Annotated in this window: 16 protein-coding genes; 10 read left to right on the top strand and 6 right to left on the bottom strand. The window is 64.6% G+C overall.

Annotated features, from left to right (window positions below):
• Positions 1-105: 105 nt before the first annotated feature.
• Both queA and tgt read left to right on the top strand, forming a co-directional pair.
• Entirely contained in the window at positions 106-1,137 is a 1,032-nt protein-coding gene (gene queA / locus J8I26_RS17400; RefSeq protein ID WP_209608358.1) for a tRNA preQ1(34) S-adenosylmethionine ribosyltransferase-isomerase QueA, read from the top strand.
• A 3-nt stretch (positions 1,138-1,140) separates the two neighbouring features.
• Positions 1,141-2,268 carry a tRNA guanosine(34) transglycosylase Tgt gene (gene tgt, locus J8I26_RS17395; RefSeq protein WP_209608357.1) on the top strand — a complete coding sequence of 376 codons (1,128 nt, stop codon included), beginning with the start codon at positions 1,141-1,143 and terminating at the stop codon, positions 2,266-2,268.
• Between the two features lie 273 nt (positions 2,269-2,541).
• On the opposite strand, the gene J8I26_RS17390 is transcribed toward tgt, so the two are convergent.
• On the bottom strand, positions 2,542-4,194 hold the full coding sequence (locus J8I26_RS17390) for an acyl-CoA synthetase (protein ID WP_209608356.1): 1,653 nt from the start codon (positions 4,192-4,194) through the stop codon (positions 2,542-2,544).
• A 270-nt stretch (positions 4,195-4,464) separates the two neighbouring features.
• On the opposite strand from J8I26_RS17390, the gene yajC reads away from it, so the two are divergent.
• The 4 genes from yajC to J8I26_RS17370 all read left to right on the top strand — a co-directional run bounded on the left by yajC (position 4,465) and on the right by J8I26_RS17370 (position 8,919).
• Positions 4,465-4,797: a preprotein translocase subunit YajC gene (gene yajC, locus J8I26_RS17385; protein ID WP_209608355.1), complete on the top strand. Its 333-nt coding sequence runs from the start codon at positions 4,465-4,467 to the stop codon at positions 4,795-4,797.
• Between the two features lie 119 nt (positions 4,798-4,916).
• A complete protein-coding gene (secD, locus tag J8I26_RS17380; protein WP_209608354.1) occupies positions 4,917-6,821 on the top strand; it encodes a protein translocase subunit SecD in 1,905 nt (634 codons plus the stop codon).
• 85 nt (positions 6,822-6,906) lie between these two features.
• Positions 6,907-7,851 carry a protein translocase subunit SecF gene (gene secF, locus J8I26_RS17375; RefSeq protein ID WP_209608353.1) on the top strand — a complete coding sequence of 315 codons (945 nt, stop codon included), beginning with the start codon at positions 6,907-6,909 and terminating at the stop codon, positions 7,849-7,851.
• 168 nt (positions 7,852-8,019) lie between these two features.
• Complete coding sequence (locus J8I26_RS17370; protein WP_209608352.1) at positions 8,020-8,919, top strand: tRNA threonylcarbamoyladenosine dehydratase; 900 nt, start codon at positions 8,020-8,022, stop codon at positions 8,917-8,919.
• A 239-nt stretch (positions 8,920-9,158) separates the two neighbouring features.
• Here J8I26_RS17370 and J8I26_RS17365 read toward each other — a convergent pair whose 3' ends face one another.
• Together J8I26_RS17365 and J8I26_RS17360 are read right to left on the bottom strand one after the other, a co-directional pair.
• On the bottom strand, positions 9,159-10,103 hold the full coding sequence (locus J8I26_RS17365; RefSeq protein ID WP_209608351.1) for a DMT family transporter: 945 nt from the start codon (positions 10,101-10,103) through the stop codon (positions 9,159-9,161).
• A 211-nt stretch (positions 10,104-10,314) separates the two neighbouring features.
• On the bottom strand, positions 10,315-10,872 hold the full coding sequence (locus tag J8I26_RS17360) for a DUF4337 domain-containing protein (RefSeq protein ID WP_209608350.1): 558 nt from the start codon (positions 10,870-10,872) through the stop codon (positions 10,315-10,317).
• Between the two features lie 582 nt (positions 10,873-11,454).
• Between J8I26_RS17360 and katG the strand changes: the two genes are divergently transcribed.
• Both katG and J8I26_RS17350 read left to right on the top strand, forming a co-directional pair.
• Entirely contained in the window at positions 11,455-13,701 is a 2,247-nt protein-coding gene (gene katG, locus J8I26_RS17355; RefSeq protein ID WP_209608349.1) for a catalase/peroxidase HPI, read from the top strand.
• A gap of 230 nt (positions 13,702-13,931) precedes the next feature.
• Positions 13,932-14,504 (top strand): phosphonate degradation HD-domain oxygenase, encoded by a 573-nt coding sequence (locus J8I26_RS17350; RefSeq protein WP_209608348.1) that lies wholly within the window; start codon positions 13,932-13,934, stop codon positions 14,502-14,504.
• Between the two features lie 28 nt (positions 14,505-14,532).
• Here the strand turns inward: J8I26_RS17350 and J8I26_RS17345 are convergent, their stop codons facing one another.
• The 3 genes from J8I26_RS17345 to J8I26_RS17335 all read right to left on the bottom strand — a co-directional run bounded on the left by J8I26_RS17345 (position 14,533) and on the right by J8I26_RS17335 (position 16,732).
• Entirely contained in the window at positions 14,533-15,288 is a 756-nt protein-coding gene (locus J8I26_RS17345; RefSeq protein ID WP_245200388.1) for an AraC family transcriptional regulator, read from the bottom strand.
• A gap of 129 nt (positions 15,289-15,417) precedes the next feature.
• A complete protein-coding gene (locus tag J8I26_RS17340; RefSeq protein WP_209608346.1) occupies positions 15,418-15,762 on the bottom strand; it encodes a hypothetical protein in 345 nt (114 codons plus the stop codon).
• A 187-nt stretch (positions 15,763-15,949) separates the two neighbouring features.
• On the bottom strand, positions 15,950-16,732 hold the full coding sequence (locus J8I26_RS17335; protein WP_209608345.1) for a 3-hydroxybutyrate dehydrogenase: 783 nt from the start codon (positions 16,730-16,732) through the stop codon (positions 15,950-15,952).
• A 481-nt stretch (positions 16,733-17,213) separates the two neighbouring features.
• Between J8I26_RS17335 and J8I26_RS17330 the strand changes: the two genes are divergently transcribed.
• Both J8I26_RS17330 and J8I26_RS17325 read left to right on the top strand, forming a co-directional pair.
• Positions 17,214-17,981 carry a GNAT family N-acyltransferase gene (locus tag J8I26_RS17330; protein ID WP_209608344.1) on the top strand — a complete coding sequence of 256 codons (768 nt, stop codon included), beginning with the start codon at positions 17,214-17,216 and terminating at the stop codon, positions 17,979-17,981.
• Positions 17,978-18,871 carry a UDP-2,3-diacylglucosamine diphosphatase gene (locus J8I26_RS17325; RefSeq protein ID WP_209608343.1) on the top strand — a complete coding sequence of 298 codons (894 nt, stop codon included), beginning with the start codon at positions 17,978-17,980 and terminating at the stop codon, positions 18,869-18,871. The genes J8I26_RS17330 and J8I26_RS17325 overlap by 4 nt, the downstream gene beginning before the upstream one ends.
• The last annotated feature ends 11 nt before the right edge of the window (positions 18,872-18,882 follow it).

The following is an 18,882-nucleotide window of genomic DNA, read 5'->3' as shown; positions in this document are numbered from 1 at the left end:
ATGGCAACATCGGCCGCCATACTTTAGCGCCGATGCGCCTGCCGCGGCCGCCATGGTCGTCATGGCGGCGTGCCGACGGCGCCCCCGACTTTTCAATTTGCAAGCATGTACTCTCTTTCCGATTTCGACTTCGAACTGCCGCCTGAGCTGATTGCGCAGACGCCGCTCTCCGAGCGCAGCGCCTCGCGCTTGCTGCAGGTGGACGGCGCCACGCTGATCGACCGTCGCTTCGCCGACATCGTCGGCCTGCTCAATCCCGGCGACCTGCTGGTGTTCAACGATACCCGCGTATTGAAGGCGCGCTTCTTCGGCGTCAAGGAAACCGGCGGCAAGATCGAGGCGCTGGTGGAACGCGTGCTCGATGCGCGCACTGTGCACGCCCAGGTGCGCGCCTCCAAGTCGCCGCCGCCGGGCACCCGGATCCGTCTGGCCGATGCCTTCGACGTCACCGTGGGCGAGCGTTTCGGCGAATTCTTCACGCTGCATTTCCCGTCCGACGTGTTCGAGCTGCTGGAGCAATACGGCAGCCTGCCGTTGCCGCCCTACATTGAGCACGAGGCCAACGCCTACGACGAGACGCGCTACCAGACCGTCTATGCCAGGGAGCCCGGCGCCGTCGCCGCGCCGACCGCCGGCCTGCACTTCGACCAGGCGCTGCTGGACCAGTTGTCCGCGCGCGGCGTGCAGCAGGCCTTCGTCACCTTGCACGTGGGCGCCGGCACCTTCCAGCCGGTGCGCGTGGAAGACCTGTCGCAGCACCAGATGCACAGCGAGTGGTACACCATCTCGCAAGCCACGGTGGACGCGGTGCGCGCCGCCAAGGCCGCCGGCGGGCGCGTGATCGCGGTGGGCACCACCAGTATGCGCGCGCTGGAGTCAGGCTCGCAGTCCGGCCGGCTGGAAGCCGGCAGCGCCGACACCCGGCTCTTCATCACGCCGGGCTACACCTTCAAGACCGTCGACCGCCTGGTGACCAATTTCCACCTGCCCAAGTCGACGCTGCTGATGCTGGTCTCGGCCTTCGCCGGCTACGACCACATCCGCGCCGCCTATGCGCACGCGATCAAACAGAAGTACCGCTTCTTCAGCTATGGCGACGCCATGCTGCTCACCTGCAACAAAGCCAACGAAGGCTGACCCATGCTCGAATTCACCCTGCTCAAGACCGATGGCAAAGCCCGCCGCGGCCGCGTCAAACTGAACCACGGCACCGTGGAGACGCCGATCTTCATGCCGGTCGGCACCTATGGCTCGGTCAAGGCTATGTCGCCGCTGGAGTTGAACGAAATCAACGCCCAGATCATCCTCGGCAACACCTTTCACCTGTGGCTGCGCCCGGGGCTGGAAGTGGTGTCCAAGTTCGGCGGCCTGCACAAGTTCATCGGCTGGGACAAGCCGATCCTGACCGACTCCGGCGGCTTCCAGGTGTTTTCGCTGGGCGAGATGCGCAAGATCACCGAGGAGGGCGTGCACTTCGCCTCGCCGATCAACGGCGACCGCCTGTTCCTCTCGCCGGAAATCTCGATGCAGATCCAGCGTGTGCTGAACTCCGACATCGTGATGCAGTTCGACGAATGCACGCCCTATGAAATCGACGGTCGTCCCGCCACCCGCGAGGAAGCCGGCAAGTCCATGCGCATGTCGCTGCGCTGGGCCAAACGTTCCAAGGATGAATTCGACAAGGGCGAGAATCCCAACGCGCTGTTCGGCATCGTGCAGGGCGGCATGTTCGAAGACCTGCGCGACGAGTCGCTGGCCGGTCTGCAGGAACTGGACTTCGACGGCTACGCCATCGGCGGCCTGTCGGTGGGCGAGCCCAAGGAAGACATGATGCGCGTGCTGGCGCACGTCGGCCCGCGCCTGCCGGCCGACAAGCCGCACTACCTGATGGGCGTGGGCACGCCGGAAGACCTGGTGGAAGGCGTGGCCAACGGCGTGGACATGTTCGACTGCGTGATGCCCACCCGCAACGCGCGCAACGGCTGGATCTTCACCCGCTACGGCGACGTCAAGATCAAGAACGCCAAGTACAAGGACGACGAGCGTCCTTACGACGAGACCTGCGACTGCTACGCCTGCAAGAACTTCTCGCGCGCCTACCTGCACCACCTACACCGCGCCGGCGAAATTTTGGGCGCGCGCATGAACACCGTGCACAACCTGCACTATTACCTGAAGCTGATGGAGGAGATCCGCGCGGCAATCGACGCCGGCCAGTTCCAGGCCTTCGTCGCCAAGTTCAAGGAAGACCGCGCGCGCGGGGTCTGATCCGGCAATCAGGGCACGACCAACGCCGCTGGGCCCCTGCTTTCGCAGGGGCGGCTTGGTGATGGCGTCAGCAGTTGCAGCTTCAAGTGACCCATTTCCCGTCGTTCCTGCAAAAGCAGGAACCCGGCGTTGTTCATCAGCCGTTGAGGCATGACGAACGCCACTGGATCCCGGCCTGCGCCGGGATGACAAGCAGGGAATGTTTTCAGGCAGCGGAGCACTCAAGCCACTTTCCCCCGTGTCGTCCTGACGAAGGTCAGGACCCAGCGTCGTTCAGCGACCGTCGAGGCCTGACGAGCGCCACCCGGCCACCATATCTCTCAGCTGGCGCCGGATCACCTTGCCGGTGGTCGTCATCGGCAGCTCCTCCACGAAATACACCTCGCGCGGATATTCATGCGCGGCCAGCCGCGTCTTTACGTGCTGCTGCAGCTCTCGCTTCATCGCCTCGTCGCCGGTGAAGCCGGCATTCAATACCACGATGGCCACCACGATTTCGGTGCGGTGCGCATCCGGCGCGCCGACCACCGCGGCCATCTTCACCGCCGCATGCTGCAGCAGGTTGTCTTCGATCTCGCCGGGGCCGATGCGGTAGCCGGCCGAGGTGATGACGTCATCGTCGCGGCCGACGAAGCGAATGTAGCCTTGCGCGTCCTTGATGCCGGTGTCGCCGGTCAGGAGCCAGTCGCCGGCGAACTTGGCGGCGGTGGCCTCGGGTTTGTTCCAGTATTGAAGGAACATCACCGGGTCGGGCCGGTGCACGGCGATGTTGCCCTGTTGGCCCGCCGGCAGCGGCATGCCCCGGTCGTCCACGATTTCTACCCGGTGCCCGGGAGCGGCGCGGCCTATGCTGCCGGGCAGGCAAGGCATCACCGCCGCGTTGGATGACACCGTCATATTGCATTCGGTCTGGCCGTAGAACTCGTTGATGGTCAGGGCGAAGGTCTTGCGTCCCCAGTCCAGCAGTTCCGCGCCCAGCGATTCGCCGCCGCTGGCCACCGAGCGCAGGTTCAGCTTCCAGCGTCGCTCGGGATCGGGCACGGTGCGCATCATCTTCAGCGCGGTCGGCGGCAGGAAGCAGTTGCGCACGCCGTGGTCCTGCAGCAGCTGGAAGGCGGCCTCGCCGGTGAATTTTTCGAAGCGATGCGCCACCACCGTCACGCCGTGGTGCAGCGCCGGCAGCAACACGTCCAGCAGGCCGCCGATCCAGGCCCAGTCGGCCGGGGTCCAGATCCGGTCGCCTTCCAGTGGGAACAGGTTGTGCGACATCTCCACCCCGGGCAGATGGCCCAACAGCACCCGGTGCGCGTGCAGCGCGCCTTTGGGCTGGCCGGTGGTGCCGGAGGTGTAGATGATCACGGCCGGGTCGTCGGCGCGGGTCGCCACCGGCGTGAACGCTTCGCTTTGCCCGGCCAGCGCCGCATGCAGGTCCACCGTGCCGGGGTGGGCGCCGTCGATGGTGAAGACCGTCTTCAGCTCGGGCAGCTTGTCGCGGATGCCGGCCAGCTTGGCCGCGCCCTCGGCGTTGGTGACCACGACCTTCGCGCCGCTGTCGTGCAGCCGGTATTGCAGCGCCTCGACGCCGAACAGGGCGAACAGGGGGATCGCAATGCAGCCGCTCTTGTAAGCCGCGATGTGCGAGAAGGCGGTCTCCGGCGCCTGCGGCAGCAGGATGCCGACGCGTTCGCCGCGTTGCGCGCCGTGCGCGCGCAGCAGGTTGGCCATCCGGTTGGAGAGGGTGCGCAGCCGGCCGAAGCTGTACTCGCGCACGGCGCCGTCGCGCTCGATGTGGATCAGCGCCAGCCGGTCCGGCTCGCGGACGGCCCACTTGTCGCAGACGTCGACGCCGATGTTGTAGTGCTCGGGAATGTTCCAGCGAAAGGCCGAGGCGATGGCCTCGTAGGTCTGCGGCGTGGTCGGCAGCATGTGGTCTCCTGTGCGGCGGCGCCGATAAAGCGCCGCTGTTTATTTATTGATTTGTTTGCCACTGTACAAGTTTTGCGTAGGAGCGGCGATGCCGTTTTGACAATGCGGCGCGGTCGATTTCGCGCAAATGCAGGGCAAACCACTGCAAATCGCACCGAAAATTCATAAATGGATCTTGATCTCCTGCAAGCCGCCCCGATTTGGCGGAATAGCGCCTGCGCAGTGCTAGAATGCAGGGCTATTTTTCAATCAACAACTTTGGAGCCTTACGTGTTTATTTCCGACGCCTACGCGCAAACGGCAGCAGCAGCCCCCGGCGGCATGCTGGGCAACCTGACCAGCTTCCTGCCGATCATCCTGATGTTCGTCGTGTTGTACTTCCTGATGATCCGCCCGCAGATGAAGCGTCAGAAAGAACAGAAGGCAATGATGGACGCACTGGCCAAGGGCGACGAAGTCGTGACCTCCGGCGGCATCCTGGGCAAGATCACCAAGGTGGCCGATGCCTACATCACCATCGAAGTGTCGGAAGGCAACGAGATCGTCGTGCAAAAGGGCGCCGTCACCACCCTGCTGCCCAAGGGCACCATCAAGGGCCTGTAATCCGGTCCCACCGGTCCAATGGGCGCATCGCTGATGCGCCCATGTTGTTAGAGCCCTCGGGTTCTGCGCTGCACCGCCCGGCCGGTGCAGCCCTTTCTGGAAGCTAGAAGCACAACACCATGAATCGTTACTCTCTCTGGAAATACGTACTGATCGTCGCGGCCCTCTTGTTCGGCGTGATCTACACAGTCCCGAACTTCTTCGGCGAATCCCCCGCCGTGCAGATCAGCAGCGCCAAGTCGACCCTGAAGGTGGAGGCCAGCGTGGCCGGCCGCGTCGACGAGATCCTGAAACAAGGCAACTTGCCCGCAGAGAGCGTGGCGTTCGACAATGCCGGCGCCCAACCCTCGGTGCGCGCGCGCTTTGCCACCACCGATATCCAGTTCAAGGCCAAGGCCCTGCTGGAGCAGCAACTGAACACCGATCCCAGCGATCCGACCTACATCGTCGCCTTCAACCTGCTGCCCAACACCCCGCAATGGCTGCAAAGCCTGCATGCCTTCCCGATGTACCTGGGCCTGGACTTGCGCGGCGGCGTGCACTTCCTGATGCAGGTCGACATCAAGGCTGTGTTGAACAAGCGCCTGCAAGGCATGCAATCGAGCGTGCGCAGCCTGCTGCGCGACAAGAACATCCGCCACTCCGGCATTAACCGCAGCGGCGACACCATCGAGATTTCCTTCCGCGACGCCGACACCCGCAACAAGGCGCGGGCCGCTCTGGGCGAACTGCAGGAATTGGTGCTGACCGACGCCGGCGCCGGTGAGGACCTGAAGCTGGTGGCTGCGCTGCGCCCTGAAGCGTTGAAGCAGACCCAGGAAGACGGCGTCAAACAGAACATTTCCACCCTGTCCAAGCGCGTCAACGAGCTGGGCGTGGCCGAGCCGCTGATCCAGCGCCAGGGCGCCGACCGCATCGTGGTCGAGCTGCCGGGCGTGCAGGACGTCTCGCGCGCCAAGGACATCATCGGCCGCACCGCCACCCTGGAAGTGCGCATGGTCGACGAGAGCGTGGTGCGCGGCACCGAAGAGACCACCGCCATCCCGTTCGGCTCCGAGCTGTTCAAGATCGGCAAGGGCGCCCCGGTGGTGCTCAACAAGGAACCGGTACTGACCGGCGACTACATCTCCAACGCCTCGGCCAGCTTCGATGAAAACCATCAGCCTGCGGTCAGCATCGACCTGAACGGCGACGGCGGGCGCAAGATGCGCGAAGCCACCCGCGACAAGGTCGGCAAGGCCATGGCCATCGTGCTGTTCGAAAAAGGCAAGGGCGAAGTCCTGACGGTGGCGACCATCCGCTCCGAGCTGGGCTCGCGCTTCCAGATCACCGGCATGGGTTCGCCCGAAGCCGCGAGCGACCTGGCGCTGCTGCTGCGCGCCGGTTCGCTGGCCGCGCCGATGGACATCATCGAAGAGCGCACCATCGGCCCGCAACTGGGCGCCGACAACATCAGCAAGGGCTTCAACTCGGTGCTGTACGGTTTCGCCGCGATGGCCATCTTCATGGTGATCTACTACCAGCTGTTCGGTTTCTTCAGCGCGCTGGCGCTGTCGATCAACGTGCTGCTGCTGGTGGCGCTGCTGTCCACGCTGCAGGTCACGCTGACGCTGCCGGGTATCGCGGCGATCGCGCTGGCGCTGGGTATGGCGATCGACTCCAACGTGCTGATCAACGAGCGCATCCGTGAAGAACTGCGTGCCGGCAATTCGCCACAGGCGGCCATTGCGGCCGGCTTCGACCGCGCCTGGGCCACCATCCTGGACTCCAACGTCACCACCCTGATCGCCGGCCTGGCGCTGCTGATCTTCGGTTCAGGCGCGATCCGCGGCTTCGCCGTGGTGCACTGCCTGGGTATCCTGACCTCGATGTTCTCGGCCGTGTTCTTCTCGCGCGGCGTGGTCAACCTCTGGTACGGCCGCAAGAAGAAGCTGGCCGGCCTGGCCATCGGCCAGATCTGGAAGCCGGACGGCGACGCGCTGACCACGTCCGGCAAGGCGTCGGCCAAGCGCGACGCGAAGTAATACGGATGGAAGTCAGCCGGCAAGGCTGACGCCAGCGAATTGAGCAAGGCCGCGCAAGAGCGCGGCCTGCACCGAAAGGATAGTGATGGAATTTTTCCGCATCAAAAAAGACATTCCCTTCATGCGCCATGCGTTGATCTTCAACGTAATCTCGGCGCTGACCTTCGTCGCCGCAGTGTTCTTCCTGCTGACCAAGGGCCTGCATTTCTCCATCGAGTTCACCGGCGGCACGGTCATGGAAATGGCCTACAGCAAGCCGGCTGATCTGGAAAAGATCCGCAAGTCGGTCGAGGGCCTGGGTTACCGCGACACCCTGGTGCAGAGCTTCGGCACCGCCCAGGACGTGATGATCCGCCTGCCGGCGCAGCCGGGCGTGAACGCCACCGAGCAAAGCACCAAGGTGACCGAAGCCCTGAAGGCGGACGATCCTGAAGTGCGCCTGCAGCGCGTCGAATTCGTCGGCCCGCAGGTGGGCGACGAACTGGCGCACGACGGCCTGATGGCGCTGGCCATGGTGGTGGTGGGCATCGTGATCTACCTGGCCTTCCGCTTCGAGTGGAAGTTCGCGGTGGCGGCGGTGATCGCCAACCTGCACGACGTGATCATCATCCTGGGCTTCTTCGCCTTCTTCCAGTGGGAATTCTCGCTGACGGTGCTGGCCGCGATCCTGGCCGTGCTGGGTTACTCGGTCAACGAATCGGTGGTGGTGTTCGACCGGGTGCGCGAAGCCTTCCGCGACCGCCGCTTCGGCAAGCTGTCGCCGCCGGAAGTGCTCAACCACGCGATCACCAGCACCATGTCGCGTACCATCATCACCCACGGCTCCACCGAAATGATGGTGCTGGCGATGTTCATCTTCGGCGGCCCGACCCTGCATTACTTCGCCCTGGCGCTGACCATCGGCATCCTGTTCGGCATCTACTCGTCGGTGTTCGTTGCCGCCGCGCTGGCCATGTGGCTGGGCGTGAAGCGCGAAGACCTGATCAAGCCGGTCAAGGTCAAGGACGAGAACGGCGGCGCGGTGGTGTAATCCGCTCCGGGTTCTTCCGACAACGGGCCGCTTTGCGGCCCGTTGTCTTTTATGAAAGGCCGTCGCGCGCAAGATCCTGCAGATCCGGCAGGCGCGCGGCAAACACGGGATAATGCGGCATGTCGCCGCGTTGGCGATCCCGGCAACCTCGTCATTCTTACCAGTTCCATGAGCACTACCGCAGACAGCACCGCAGGCGCGTCCACCGACGCCAGGCTGCACGACATCGATTACGAGCGCCGCTTCGGCGGCGTGGCGCGCCTGTACGGCGCACAGGCGTTGGAGCGCTTCCGCAACGCGCGCGTGTGCGTGGTGGGCGTGGGCGGCGTCGGCTCGTGGATCGTGGAGGCGCTGGCGCGCAGCGCCATCGGCCACATCACCATGATCGACCTGGACAACCTCGCCGAGTCCAACGTCAACCGCCAGATCCACGCCTTGTCCGATACGCTTGGCAAGGCCAAGGTGACGGCGCTGCACGAGCGCATCCTGCAGATCAACCCGACTTGCGTGGTCACCGAGATCGAAGATTTCGTCGATCCCGAGAACGTGCCGCAGATGCTGGGCGGCGGTCGCTTCGACTATGTGGTCGACGCCGTCGACAACGTGCCGGCCAAGGTGGCGATGATCGCCTGGTGCCGTCAGAACGGCATGCCGCTGGTCACCATCGGCAGCGCCGGCGGCCAGATCGACCCGACCATGATCGAGATCCGCGATCTCTGCCGCACCGAGCAGGAGCCGCTGCTGGCCAAGGTGCGCAAGCGCCTGCGCGCGCAGCACGGTTTCCCGCGCGGGACCAAGAACAAATTCCATATCGACGCGGTGTTCTCCACCGAGCCGCTGCGCTTTCCGGACATTGGCGAAGGCGAGGCCTGTGTGATCGACCCGACGGTTGGCGACGACATGGATATCGGCGGCGATGCAGCCGACGTGGGCGCGGCCGAGGATGTTACGCAGGGCGGGGTGACGGGGTTGAATTGCGCAGGGTTTGGATCGGCGATGGTGGTCACCGCCTCGTTCGGGCTGGTGGCGGCATCGCATGTGTTGAAAAAGCTGGCGGTGAAGGGCTGAAGCGTATCGGCAGGGGGGGCGGCATTGCCGGCATGCGACGCACGACACTGGGTTCCTGCTTTCGCAGGAACGACAGGGAGTATGGATATCGAACATGAGGAGGCGTTGGCGGCCTCCTCAGTGTCTACCTGCTTTCGCAGGAACGATAGGGAGTTTGGACATTGAACATGAGGAGGTATTGATTACACCTCCTCACTGTCGTCCCTGCGAAGCAGGGATCCAGCGTCGTTTGCCGCGCTTCAGTGGCCCCCGCCTTCATCCACCACCCGGTGCGCCGACACGCACAGCAGCACGCTGGCCGTGACCAGCAGCATGGCCGCCGTCTCCAGCAGGGTCGGCAGGCGGCGTTCCCACAAGAATCCATACAGCAGCGCGAACAGGGTCTCGAACAGGATCATCTGCCCGATCATGGTCAGCGGCAGCAGGCGGCTGGCCTTGTTCCAGCAGGCGTTGCCGAAGATCGACGCGAAGATCGCCACGCCCGCGCAGACGCCGGCAAATCCGGCCCACTGCGCGCCGCTGCGCGGCTCCAGCAGGACGGTGAATGCCGGGATGGCGATGAACAGCGACAGCAGGCCCGTCACCAGCCCGGTCAGCAGGCTCCAGTCGTGCGCCGAGATCGCATGCAGCCGCGCCAGCCAGCGGCTGTTGCCGACCGCGTAGGTGGTCCACGACACCAGCGCGCCGAGCGCGCAGAAAAACCCGATCACCTGTTGCGAGCCGGCCGCCCCGGCATCGGCGCCGCCCAGCGACTGCCACGCCACGCAGGCGATGCCGGCCAGGCCCAGCGCCAGCGAGGGCGCAAGCTTCGAGATAGGCACCGCGCCCTTGCCGCGGCTGCCGATGATGGTCACCGCCACCGGCAGGAAGCCGATCACCAGCGAGGTCATCGCCATGCCGCCCATCTGCACCGCGCTGGCCAGGAACACGTAATACACCACATTGCCCAGTAGGCTCAGCCATACCAGCGCGCGCCACTCGGCCATGCCGAGGTGCGGCAGCAGCGCGCGCAGGCGCGGCGCGATCAGCACCACGGCGAACGCACCATAGGCCAGGTAGCGGCCGGCGGCCAGCTGCCAGGGAGAAAAGTCGCGGGTCAGTTCGGGCGCCAGGAACACCAGGCCCCAGGCCGCGCCGGTCAGCGCGCCGAACAGGATGCCGCGCAGGATGGTATTGGAACTCATTGAAGACACTGCCATGAAAACTGCGAGCTTCGCAGTATGCCCTGACGGCGGCCCCAAGGCTTGGCGTGGACTACGGAGTTTTTGTGGAATCCTCGTGCGGCGGATGCCGCAGCGGGAGGCAGGAAGGCAAAACCGCCCGCATCCTGGACGGAGGCGGGCGGCGGTATAGCGCAGAGCCTGATGCGATGGCGGCGAACCACGCCGCAGCCGGTTACACGGCGGCGAACAATCCGGCGCCGATGAAGGCCAGGGCGACCACGCCGATGCCCATCGACAAGTAGGCCAGCACGGCCACGCCGGTGATGATGGTGGCCGAGGCCAGCACGATGGCGACCTGCAGCATGCCGGCGGCCATTTCCATCTTTTCGTACTTCTCCATGTAGCCGTGCGCCTCGTGCTCGGCCTCGCGCGCCTTATGCGAGAGCTCCTTCTTGCCTTCGCCGCTCTTCTCGTCGCTGTCGTAGTGGGCGATGGCGTCGTCCAGCTTGGCGATGGCCGCGGTTACACGCTCATCCTTCTGGTTGCCCAGCAGCGTCAGCTGGGTCTTGGCCAGTTGCGCCGAGTTGCCGCGGATCGACTTGGCCTGGAAGAAGGACCACAGGTTGGCGGCTTCCTGATGCTTCAGGATCACCTCGGTCTGGTACGACTTGGACAGGGTTTCGGTCACCGCCAGCACCAGCGCGAGGATCGCGATGAGCAGGGCCAGTTTCTTGTTGCCGGAGGCATGGGCATGCTCGGCGTGTTCCAGGTTTTCAGTAGCTTCCGTCATGGTGGCGTTGTTGTGTGGAGATGGAGTGGCGCCGCCGCGATTCCCCTTGATTCGCGGTCGGCGACTCCCACAACGGCCCAGACGGCGTACGGTTGACTTGGGTTGGCTAATTACTCGTGTTTTTTCATGCGGCAATAAGGCCAGGCAATGAGGGAGGGAGTGGGTGAATCAATGCAAGTGCTTGTTCGCATTTATTGGCGCTCTCGGCCGTGCCGGACAGAAACAAAAATCTCTGATCAATTACGCAACAGAGCACGGCAGTATGAAGCGGGCCGGACTACACTGGGTATCACACACGGCCGGTAGGGAGATTGAAATTCCCAAAAGCAATCATACAAAAAGACAATCAACTTAAATGTTTTGATGCATTACATTAATGATTCTATTTGATTGACCGGGACGCGAGTACTGGCATCGCAATTGTGGGCGTCATCACGCCGTCGCATTACGCAGCCAGCATCTCGTCGAACAAGCGGCCGCGCGCAGCTGCCAAGTTTGCTGCGCGGCGCAGCCACAGGAACATGTCCGTTTCCCGGTCCGGATATGAAGATTCGTTGGGTCAATGATAAGGAGAAGATAGCAATGTCGAACGAAGCCAAGTGCCCTTTCAACCATACCGCCGGTGGCGGCACCAGCAACCGTGACTGGTGGCCCAAGCAGCTCCGCGTGGACCTGCTGGCCCAGCATTCGTCCAAGTCCAACCCGATGGGGGGCGACTTCAACTATGCAGAAGCATTCAAGAGCCTGGACCTGGCGGCAGTGAAAGCCGACCTGGCCAAGCTGATGACCGATTCCCAGGACTGGTGGCCGGCCGACTTCGGCCACTACGGTCCGTTGTTCATCCGCATGTCCTGGCACAGCGCCGGCACCTATCGCATCGGCGACGGCCGCGGTGGCGCCGGTCGCGGCCAGCAGCGTTTCGCACCGCTGAACAGCTGGCCCGACAACGTCAGCCTGGACAAGGCGCGTCGTCTGCTGTGGCCGATCAAGCAAAAATACGGCAACAAGATTTCCTGGGCCGACCTGATCATCCTGACCGGCAACGTCGCGCTGGAGACCATGGGCTTCAAGACCTTCGGCTTCGCCGGCGGCCGTGAAGACGTATGGGAACCGGACCTGGACGTCTACTGGGGCACCGAGACCACCTGGCTGGGCGGCGACGACCGTTACGGCAAGGGCAAGAACGGCAGTGGCATGGGTGAAGTTACCGCCGACGCCGACCGCCACGGCAGCGAGCAGGATCGCACCGACCCCGCCGGCCGCAACCTGGAAAACCCGCTGGCCGCGGTGCAGATGGGCCTGATCTACGTGAACCCGGAAGGCCCGGAAGGCAACCCCGACCCGCTGGCCGCCGCCAAGGACATCCGCGAAACCTTCGCACGCATGGCCATGGGCGACGAAGAAACCGTGGCCCTGATCGCCGGCGGTCACACCTTCGGCAAGACCCACGGCGCCGGCGACGCCAAGCACGTCGGCCGCGAACCGGAAGGCTCCGACCTGGAACACCAGGGCCTGGGCTGGAAGAGCAGCTTCGGCAGCGGCGCGGGCGCCGACGCCATCACCAGCGGCCTGGAAGTGACCTGGACCCAGACCCCGGCTCAGTGGAGCAACTACTTCTTCGAGAACCTGTTCAATTACGAGTGGGAGCTGACCAAGAGCCCGGCCGGCGCGCACCAGTGGGTGGCCAAGGGCGCCGACGCCGTGATCCCCGACCCGCAGGGAAATGGCAAGCGCCTGCCGACCATGCTGACCACCGACCTGTCGCTGCGCTTTGACCCGGCCTACGAGAAGATCTCGCGCCGCTTCCTGGAGAACCCCGACCAGTTCGCCGACGCCTTCGCCCGCGCCTGGTTCAAGCTGACCCACCGCGACATGGGCCCGCGTGCCCGTTACCTGGGCCCGGACGTGCCGGCTGAAGAACTGATCTGGCAGGATCCGGTGCCCAAGGCCGAAGGTCCGCAGATCGACGCCAAGGACATCGCCGACCTCAAGGCCAAGGTGCTGGCCTCGGGCTTGACGGTGCCGCAGCTGGTGTCGACCGCCTGGGCTTCGGCCTCGACCTTCCGCGGCGGCGACAAGCGCGGCGGCGCCAACGGCGCGCGCATCCGCCTGGCTCCGCAAAAGGATTGGGCGGCCAACCAGCCGGCGCAACTGGCGACCGTGCTCAAGGCGCTGGAAGGCATCCAGGCCGAGTTCAACAAGGGCGCCAAGAAGGTCTCGCTGGCCGACCTGATCGTGCTGGCCGGCAGCGCAGCCGTGGAGAAGGCGGCCAAGGACGCCGGCGTGGCAGTCGCCGTGCCGTTCAGCCCGGGCCGTACCGATGCGTCGCAGGAGCAGACCGACGTCGACTCCTTCGAGCCGCTGGAACCGGTGGCCGACGGCTTCCGCAACTTCCAGAAGACCCGCTTCGCGGTGCGCGCCGAAGACCTGCTGATCGACCGTGCGCAACTGCTGACCCTGACCGCGCCGGAAATGACGGTGCTGATCGGCGGCCTGCGCGTCCTGGGCGCCAATGCCGGCGGCAGCAAGCATGGCGTGTTGACCCAGCGCGAAGGCCAGCTGACCAACGACTTCTTCGTCAATCTGCTGGACATGGGCACCGAGTGGAAGGCCACCTCGCCCGCCGCTGAAGCGTTCGAAGGCCGCGACCGCAAGACCGGCGCCGTCAAGTGGACCGGCACGCGCGTCGACCTGGTGTTCGGCTCCAACGCCATCCTGCGTTCGCTGGCCGAAGTCTATGCCGGCGCCGACGCCAAGGAAAAGTTCGCCCGCGACTTCGTGGCGGCCTGGACCAAGGTGATGGAGCTGGATCGCTTCGACCTGAAGTAATCGCAGCAGCGCAACAGGCAGGACACCCGCAGCGACAGGGGTGAAACAGTGCAAGACGGCGGGCCGCAAGGTCCGCCGTTTTTGCTTTGGGGGCACGATGGTTGTTCGTCGCCGGATGCCGCGATTTTCATGCCGGATGTCACGCGCCTGTCATCAAACTGAAGTGCGCGGGGACTATAGTGGCCGCTTTCATCGCATCACCATCGCATCCCTATCGACCGAGGCGCACCATGGCCCTGACCCTGGACGACATCGGCCTGCTGTTCGAGCGGCACGGCCACACCCAATATACCGGCGAACCGGTCACCCAGCTGGAGCACGCGCTGCAGTCCGCAGCGCTGGCCGAGGCGGCGGGCGCTGCGCCCGGCCTGATCGTGGCCAGCCTGCTGCACGACCTCGGCCATATGCTGGAGCCGGAGGCGCAGGCCGGGCAGCACGGGCACCATGACACGCCCACCCTGGCCGGCATCGATGACCTGCACCAGTACCGCATCCTGCCGTTCCTGCGCCCCTTGTTCGGCGACGAGGTGTTGACGCCGATCGCCCTGCATGTCGATGCCAAGCGCTATCTCTGCGCCACCGATGCGGCGTATTTTTCCCTGTTGTCGGAAGATTCGGTGCGCAGTCTTCAGCTGCAGGGCGGGATCTTCGATGAGGTGCAGGCGACCGCCTTCATCGCCAGGCCGCATGCGGCGGACGCGGTGCGGCTGCGACGCTGGGACGATCTGGCCAAGAAGGAGGGCGAGGCGACGCCGGATTACCGGCACTTTGCCACGTACTTCACGCAATGCCTGCGCGCCTGAACGGCGCGCAGCAATCCGGCTGCTCAATTCAGCGGGGCAGGGCGCGCCGATAAGCGGCGGGGGTGGTGTCGCGCAGCTTGCGCATGGCGTTCGACAGCGCGCTCTGGTCGGCATAACCGCAGCGCTGGGCGATCTCGCTCAAGGGCAGGGCGCTGCCGCGCAGCAGTTCGCAGGCGCGCCGCATGCGCACCTCGGCCAGCCACGCGCGCGGCGTGGCGCCGGCTTCCTGCTGGAACCATTCATGCAGGCGGCTGGGGCTGATGCTGGCCGTCGCCGCCATCTCGGCTACCGACCACGGCAGGCCGGGTTCGGCCTCGATTCGTGCCATCAGCAGGTGCAGCCGCGAGGGCGGTCTCGGCGCCGTCATCGCCAGCGTGTCGAGCAGCAGCGGCACCCAGTGCTGCAACTGCGCCAGGGCGATCTTCTGCTGCTGTTCCAGCATCAACACCATGAAGTCCACCAGCTTGCCGGCCGCCTGCGACAGCGGCACGAACGGGCGCGTGGCCAGTTGCTCCATCAATTCCGCGTTCACCATGGCCGATGGCAGATCCAGCACCAGCGCGCGATTGGCGCCTGCGGCGCTGGTCGCGTGCGCGGCGCCAGGTTCCACGAACACGCCGGTGGCGGCATCGGCCACGCCCTGGCGGCCGGCCACGTCCAGTTCCAGCTGCCCGGACAGCGGCAGCACCAGCTGCGGGAAGTCGTGGCGATGGGCCAGCGATTCCTCGCGGTAGCTGCGCAGGCTGAGTTCGGTGGCGGAGGTCGGGGCGGATATTGTTGCCATGGCAACGGGCGGGCGGTGCAGTTGGGATGCCGCCATGATAGCCGAGGCCGCAGGCGTCAGGCTGGAGATGGATTAGCCGTCGCGGCTATGGTGCGCAGCGCGGCAGCCGACGGCAGTCCCAAAGGGCGTTTAAAGCTTGATCTGCGCGAAGCTGCTCACCAGGATCCGCGCTTCGCCCACCTGCGGCTGGTCGCCGTCCTTGATGGTGTCGGCGCCGCGCACCTTGGCGCCGAAGTCGAGCCCGGTTATCTTTTCAATCGCCGCGATATCCACCCGCCAGTGATTCACGTTCACCGATGCCAGCGCCTGCGGCGCGCCCAAGTTGCGACGCCGCAGCGCGTAGGAACGCGCGCGTGCGGTATCCGGCTCAGCCTCGCGCCATTGGCCGCCGGCGACCGGTTCGCGCACGCGCTCGCGCCCTGGCGCGGTGTGGGCCACGCAGGCGCGAAATGCCTGCAGCGTCTTGTCATCCATGGGATCTCCGGGAGAAAGGCGGCGGTTCACCTTATGCCCGCAAGATGACCGCAGGATGACCGGAGGGCGTCGCCGCCCGGCGACATCGTTGCTGCATGTGATGCTCGTAACGGCCGGCGCGGCGATGCGGCGCCAAAGAAAAAGCCGCCCGCAGGCGGCTTTTCTCTTGTCTGAAAATCGTATCGGCTTACTGCATGTGCCAGCCGTGGCTGACCACCACCGACTGCCCGGTCAGGGCATTGGTCGGGAAAGCGGCCAGGAACACGGCGGTCTGCGCCACGTCCTGGGTGGTGGTGAATTCGCCGTCGACGGTGTCTTTGAGCATCACCTTCTTGATCACGTCCTCTTCGCTGATGCCGAACTCCTTGGCCTGCTCTGGGATCTGCTTTTCCACCAGCGGCGTGCGCACGAAGCCCGGGCAGATGACGTTGGTTCGGATCTTGTCCTTGGCGCCTTCCTTGGCGACCGTCTTGGCCAGGCCCAGCAGGCCGTGCTTGGCGGTCACGTAAGGCGCCTTCAGCGGCGAGGCCAGGTGCGAGTGCACCGAGCCCATGTAGATGATGGAGCCGCCGCGGCCCTGCTTGATCATCGCCTTCATCGCCGCGCGCGTGGTCAGGAAGGCACCGTCCAGGTGGATCGCCAGCATCTTGCGCCAGTTCTCCAGCGACAGCTCGGCCACCGGGCTGATGATCTGGATGCCGGCGTTGCTGATCATGATGTCCAGGCCGCCGTAGGTGTTCACGGCGTCGGCCACGCCCTTGTCGACCTGGGCTTCGTCGGTGACGTTCATGGCCACGGCCAGGGCAGTGCCGCCGGCCTTGGTGATTTCATCCGCGGTGGCCTTGGCGGCCTCCAGCGCGAGGTCGGCGATCACGACCTTGGCGCCCTGCTTGGCGTATTCGACGGCGATCTCCTTGCCGATGCCGCTGGCCGAACCGGTGATCAGGGCGACTTTATCCTTGAGTAGCATATGTTTCCTTTATTGATTTAAGTTGACGGACATTGCAAAACGAAGCTGACGATTGGCTGACGGGCGCGCCAGGCAAGCCTTTCGGCCATTTACGACTTCATGGGGGCAGTGTGTTTTTCACTTGCGCCATGCCGTTTCGATGAAGCCGTACGATCAAAGTTCAGAGACTCGCATCTGCCGCAAAGGCACTGGCGGCGGCGCTTCCGCGCCGATCGCGCAATATGCTGCGAGCCCGGGATTGTCCCTCCGACGACATTGTAACCCTGCCTCGACATCGCGCGCGACGCGCTCAAAAAGCGCTGAAAAATCCAACGGAAAACGCATATCGAATCGTCCGTAAAGCCTTGCCGGCATTGAATCCGGACGAGCCGGCCGTGGCAGCGGCTTTGACTGTTGTTTTATCCGCAGCGCGGTCATGTGCTTGAAATAATCAATCGTTAGTCTGTGCACCGTTATCCCATGACCCTAAAAAGGACGATGCATGAGACTGCTTACCATTCCTGCCGATGCCAATCCGAGTTCTTCCAAGCTGAGCTTGAGCCTCGCGAGCACCCCGGAAGAAGTGCGTGAAGTGCAGCGCTTGCGCTACAAGGTCTTCATCGAGGCCATGAACCTGTCGGCGCTGGCCAACGCCGAAGGCCTCGACAAGGATGAGTTCGACGATTACTGCGATCACCTGATCGTGCGTGACAGCAAGACGCTCTCCGTGGTCGGCACCTACCGCATCCTGAGCCCGCACGGCGCACGCCGCATGGGCAAGTATTACTCGGAACAGGAATTCGACCTGTCCCGCCTGGACAACATCCGCAGCGTCACCGCAGAAGCCGGTCGCGCCTGCATCCACCCCGACTACCGCAGCGGCAGTGTGATCATGATGTTGTGGGCCGGCCTGGCCGACTACATGCGCCGCGAACGTTGCGAATACCTGATGGGTTGCGCCAGCGTCAGCCTGGCCGACGGCGGTCACAACGCGGCGGCGCTGTACCACGCCTTCCGCGAAAAGAACCTGGCGCCGCCGGACTACCGCGTCGCCCCGAAGCTGGCGTTCCCGATCGACGATCGCGAAGCCGGCCACGAGCCGCAAGTGCCGCCCCTGCTCAAGGGCTACCTGCGCAGCGGCGCATGGGTTTGCGGCGAACCGGCCTGGGATCCTGATTTCCACTCGGCGGACTTCTTCCTGCTGTTGCCGCTCTCCAAGCTCGACAGCCGCTACGCCCGTCACTACCTCAAGGAAACGAGGACCGCATGAAGCCACGCGAACAGTTCATGGAAAATGCCCAGGGTCTGTTCGCCGGCCTGGGCAACAACGACAACGATCATCCGGATGACGAAGCCAAGCGCGACCCGCTGCGTTTTCGCACCATCTGGATTTCCGACATCCATCTCGGCACCACCGGCTGCCAGGCCGAGCGCCTGCTCGAGTTCCTGCGCGCCACCGAATCCGAGACGCTGTATCTGGTGGGCGACATCATCGACGGCTGGCAGCTGAAGCGCCGTTGGTACTGGGACCAGCCCCACAACAACGTGGTGCAGACCGTGCTGAAGAAGGCCAAGAAGGGCACTGACGTGATCTTCGTGCCGGGCAACCATGACGAAGTGATCCGCCAGTTCATCGACCTCGACTTCGGCGGCATCAAGATCCGCGACGAGCTGGTGCACGTCACCGCCGACGGCAAGCGAATGCTGGTGCTGCACGGCGACCGCTTCGACGGCGTGATCGCCTGCGCCAAGTGGCTGGCCTACGTCGGCGACTCGCTCTACACCATGATCCTCAAGTTCAACCAGTGGTTCAACAGCTGGCGCGCACGCGCGGGCCTGCCTTACTGGTCGCTCTCGCAGTACCTCAAGTCCAAGGTCAAGAACGCGGTCAGCTACATCACCTCGTTCGAGGACGCGCTGGCCGACGAGGCCAAGAAGAAGGGCCTGGACGGCGTCATCTGCGGCCACATCCACAAGGCCGAGATCCGCGACATCGGCGGCGTCACCTACTGCAACGACGGCGACTGGGTGGAAAGCCTGACCGCGCTGGTGGAAGACCCTACCGGCGAGCTGCGCCTGGTGACCTGGGGAGAAATCATGCAACTCAAGAAAGCGCGCAAGGAAGCCAAGGCCGCGGCCAAGGATCTGATTCTTGCCTGAACAAGGTATCG

This window comes from Herbaspirillum sp. LeCh32-8 (assembly GCF_017814915.1).
Classification (GTDB): Bacteria; Pseudomonadota; Gammaproteobacteria; order Burkholderiales; family Burkholderiaceae_D; genus Herbaspirillum.
Note: the sequence above shows the minus strand (reverse complement) of the source record. Positions and strands in the feature narration are given on the sequence as shown.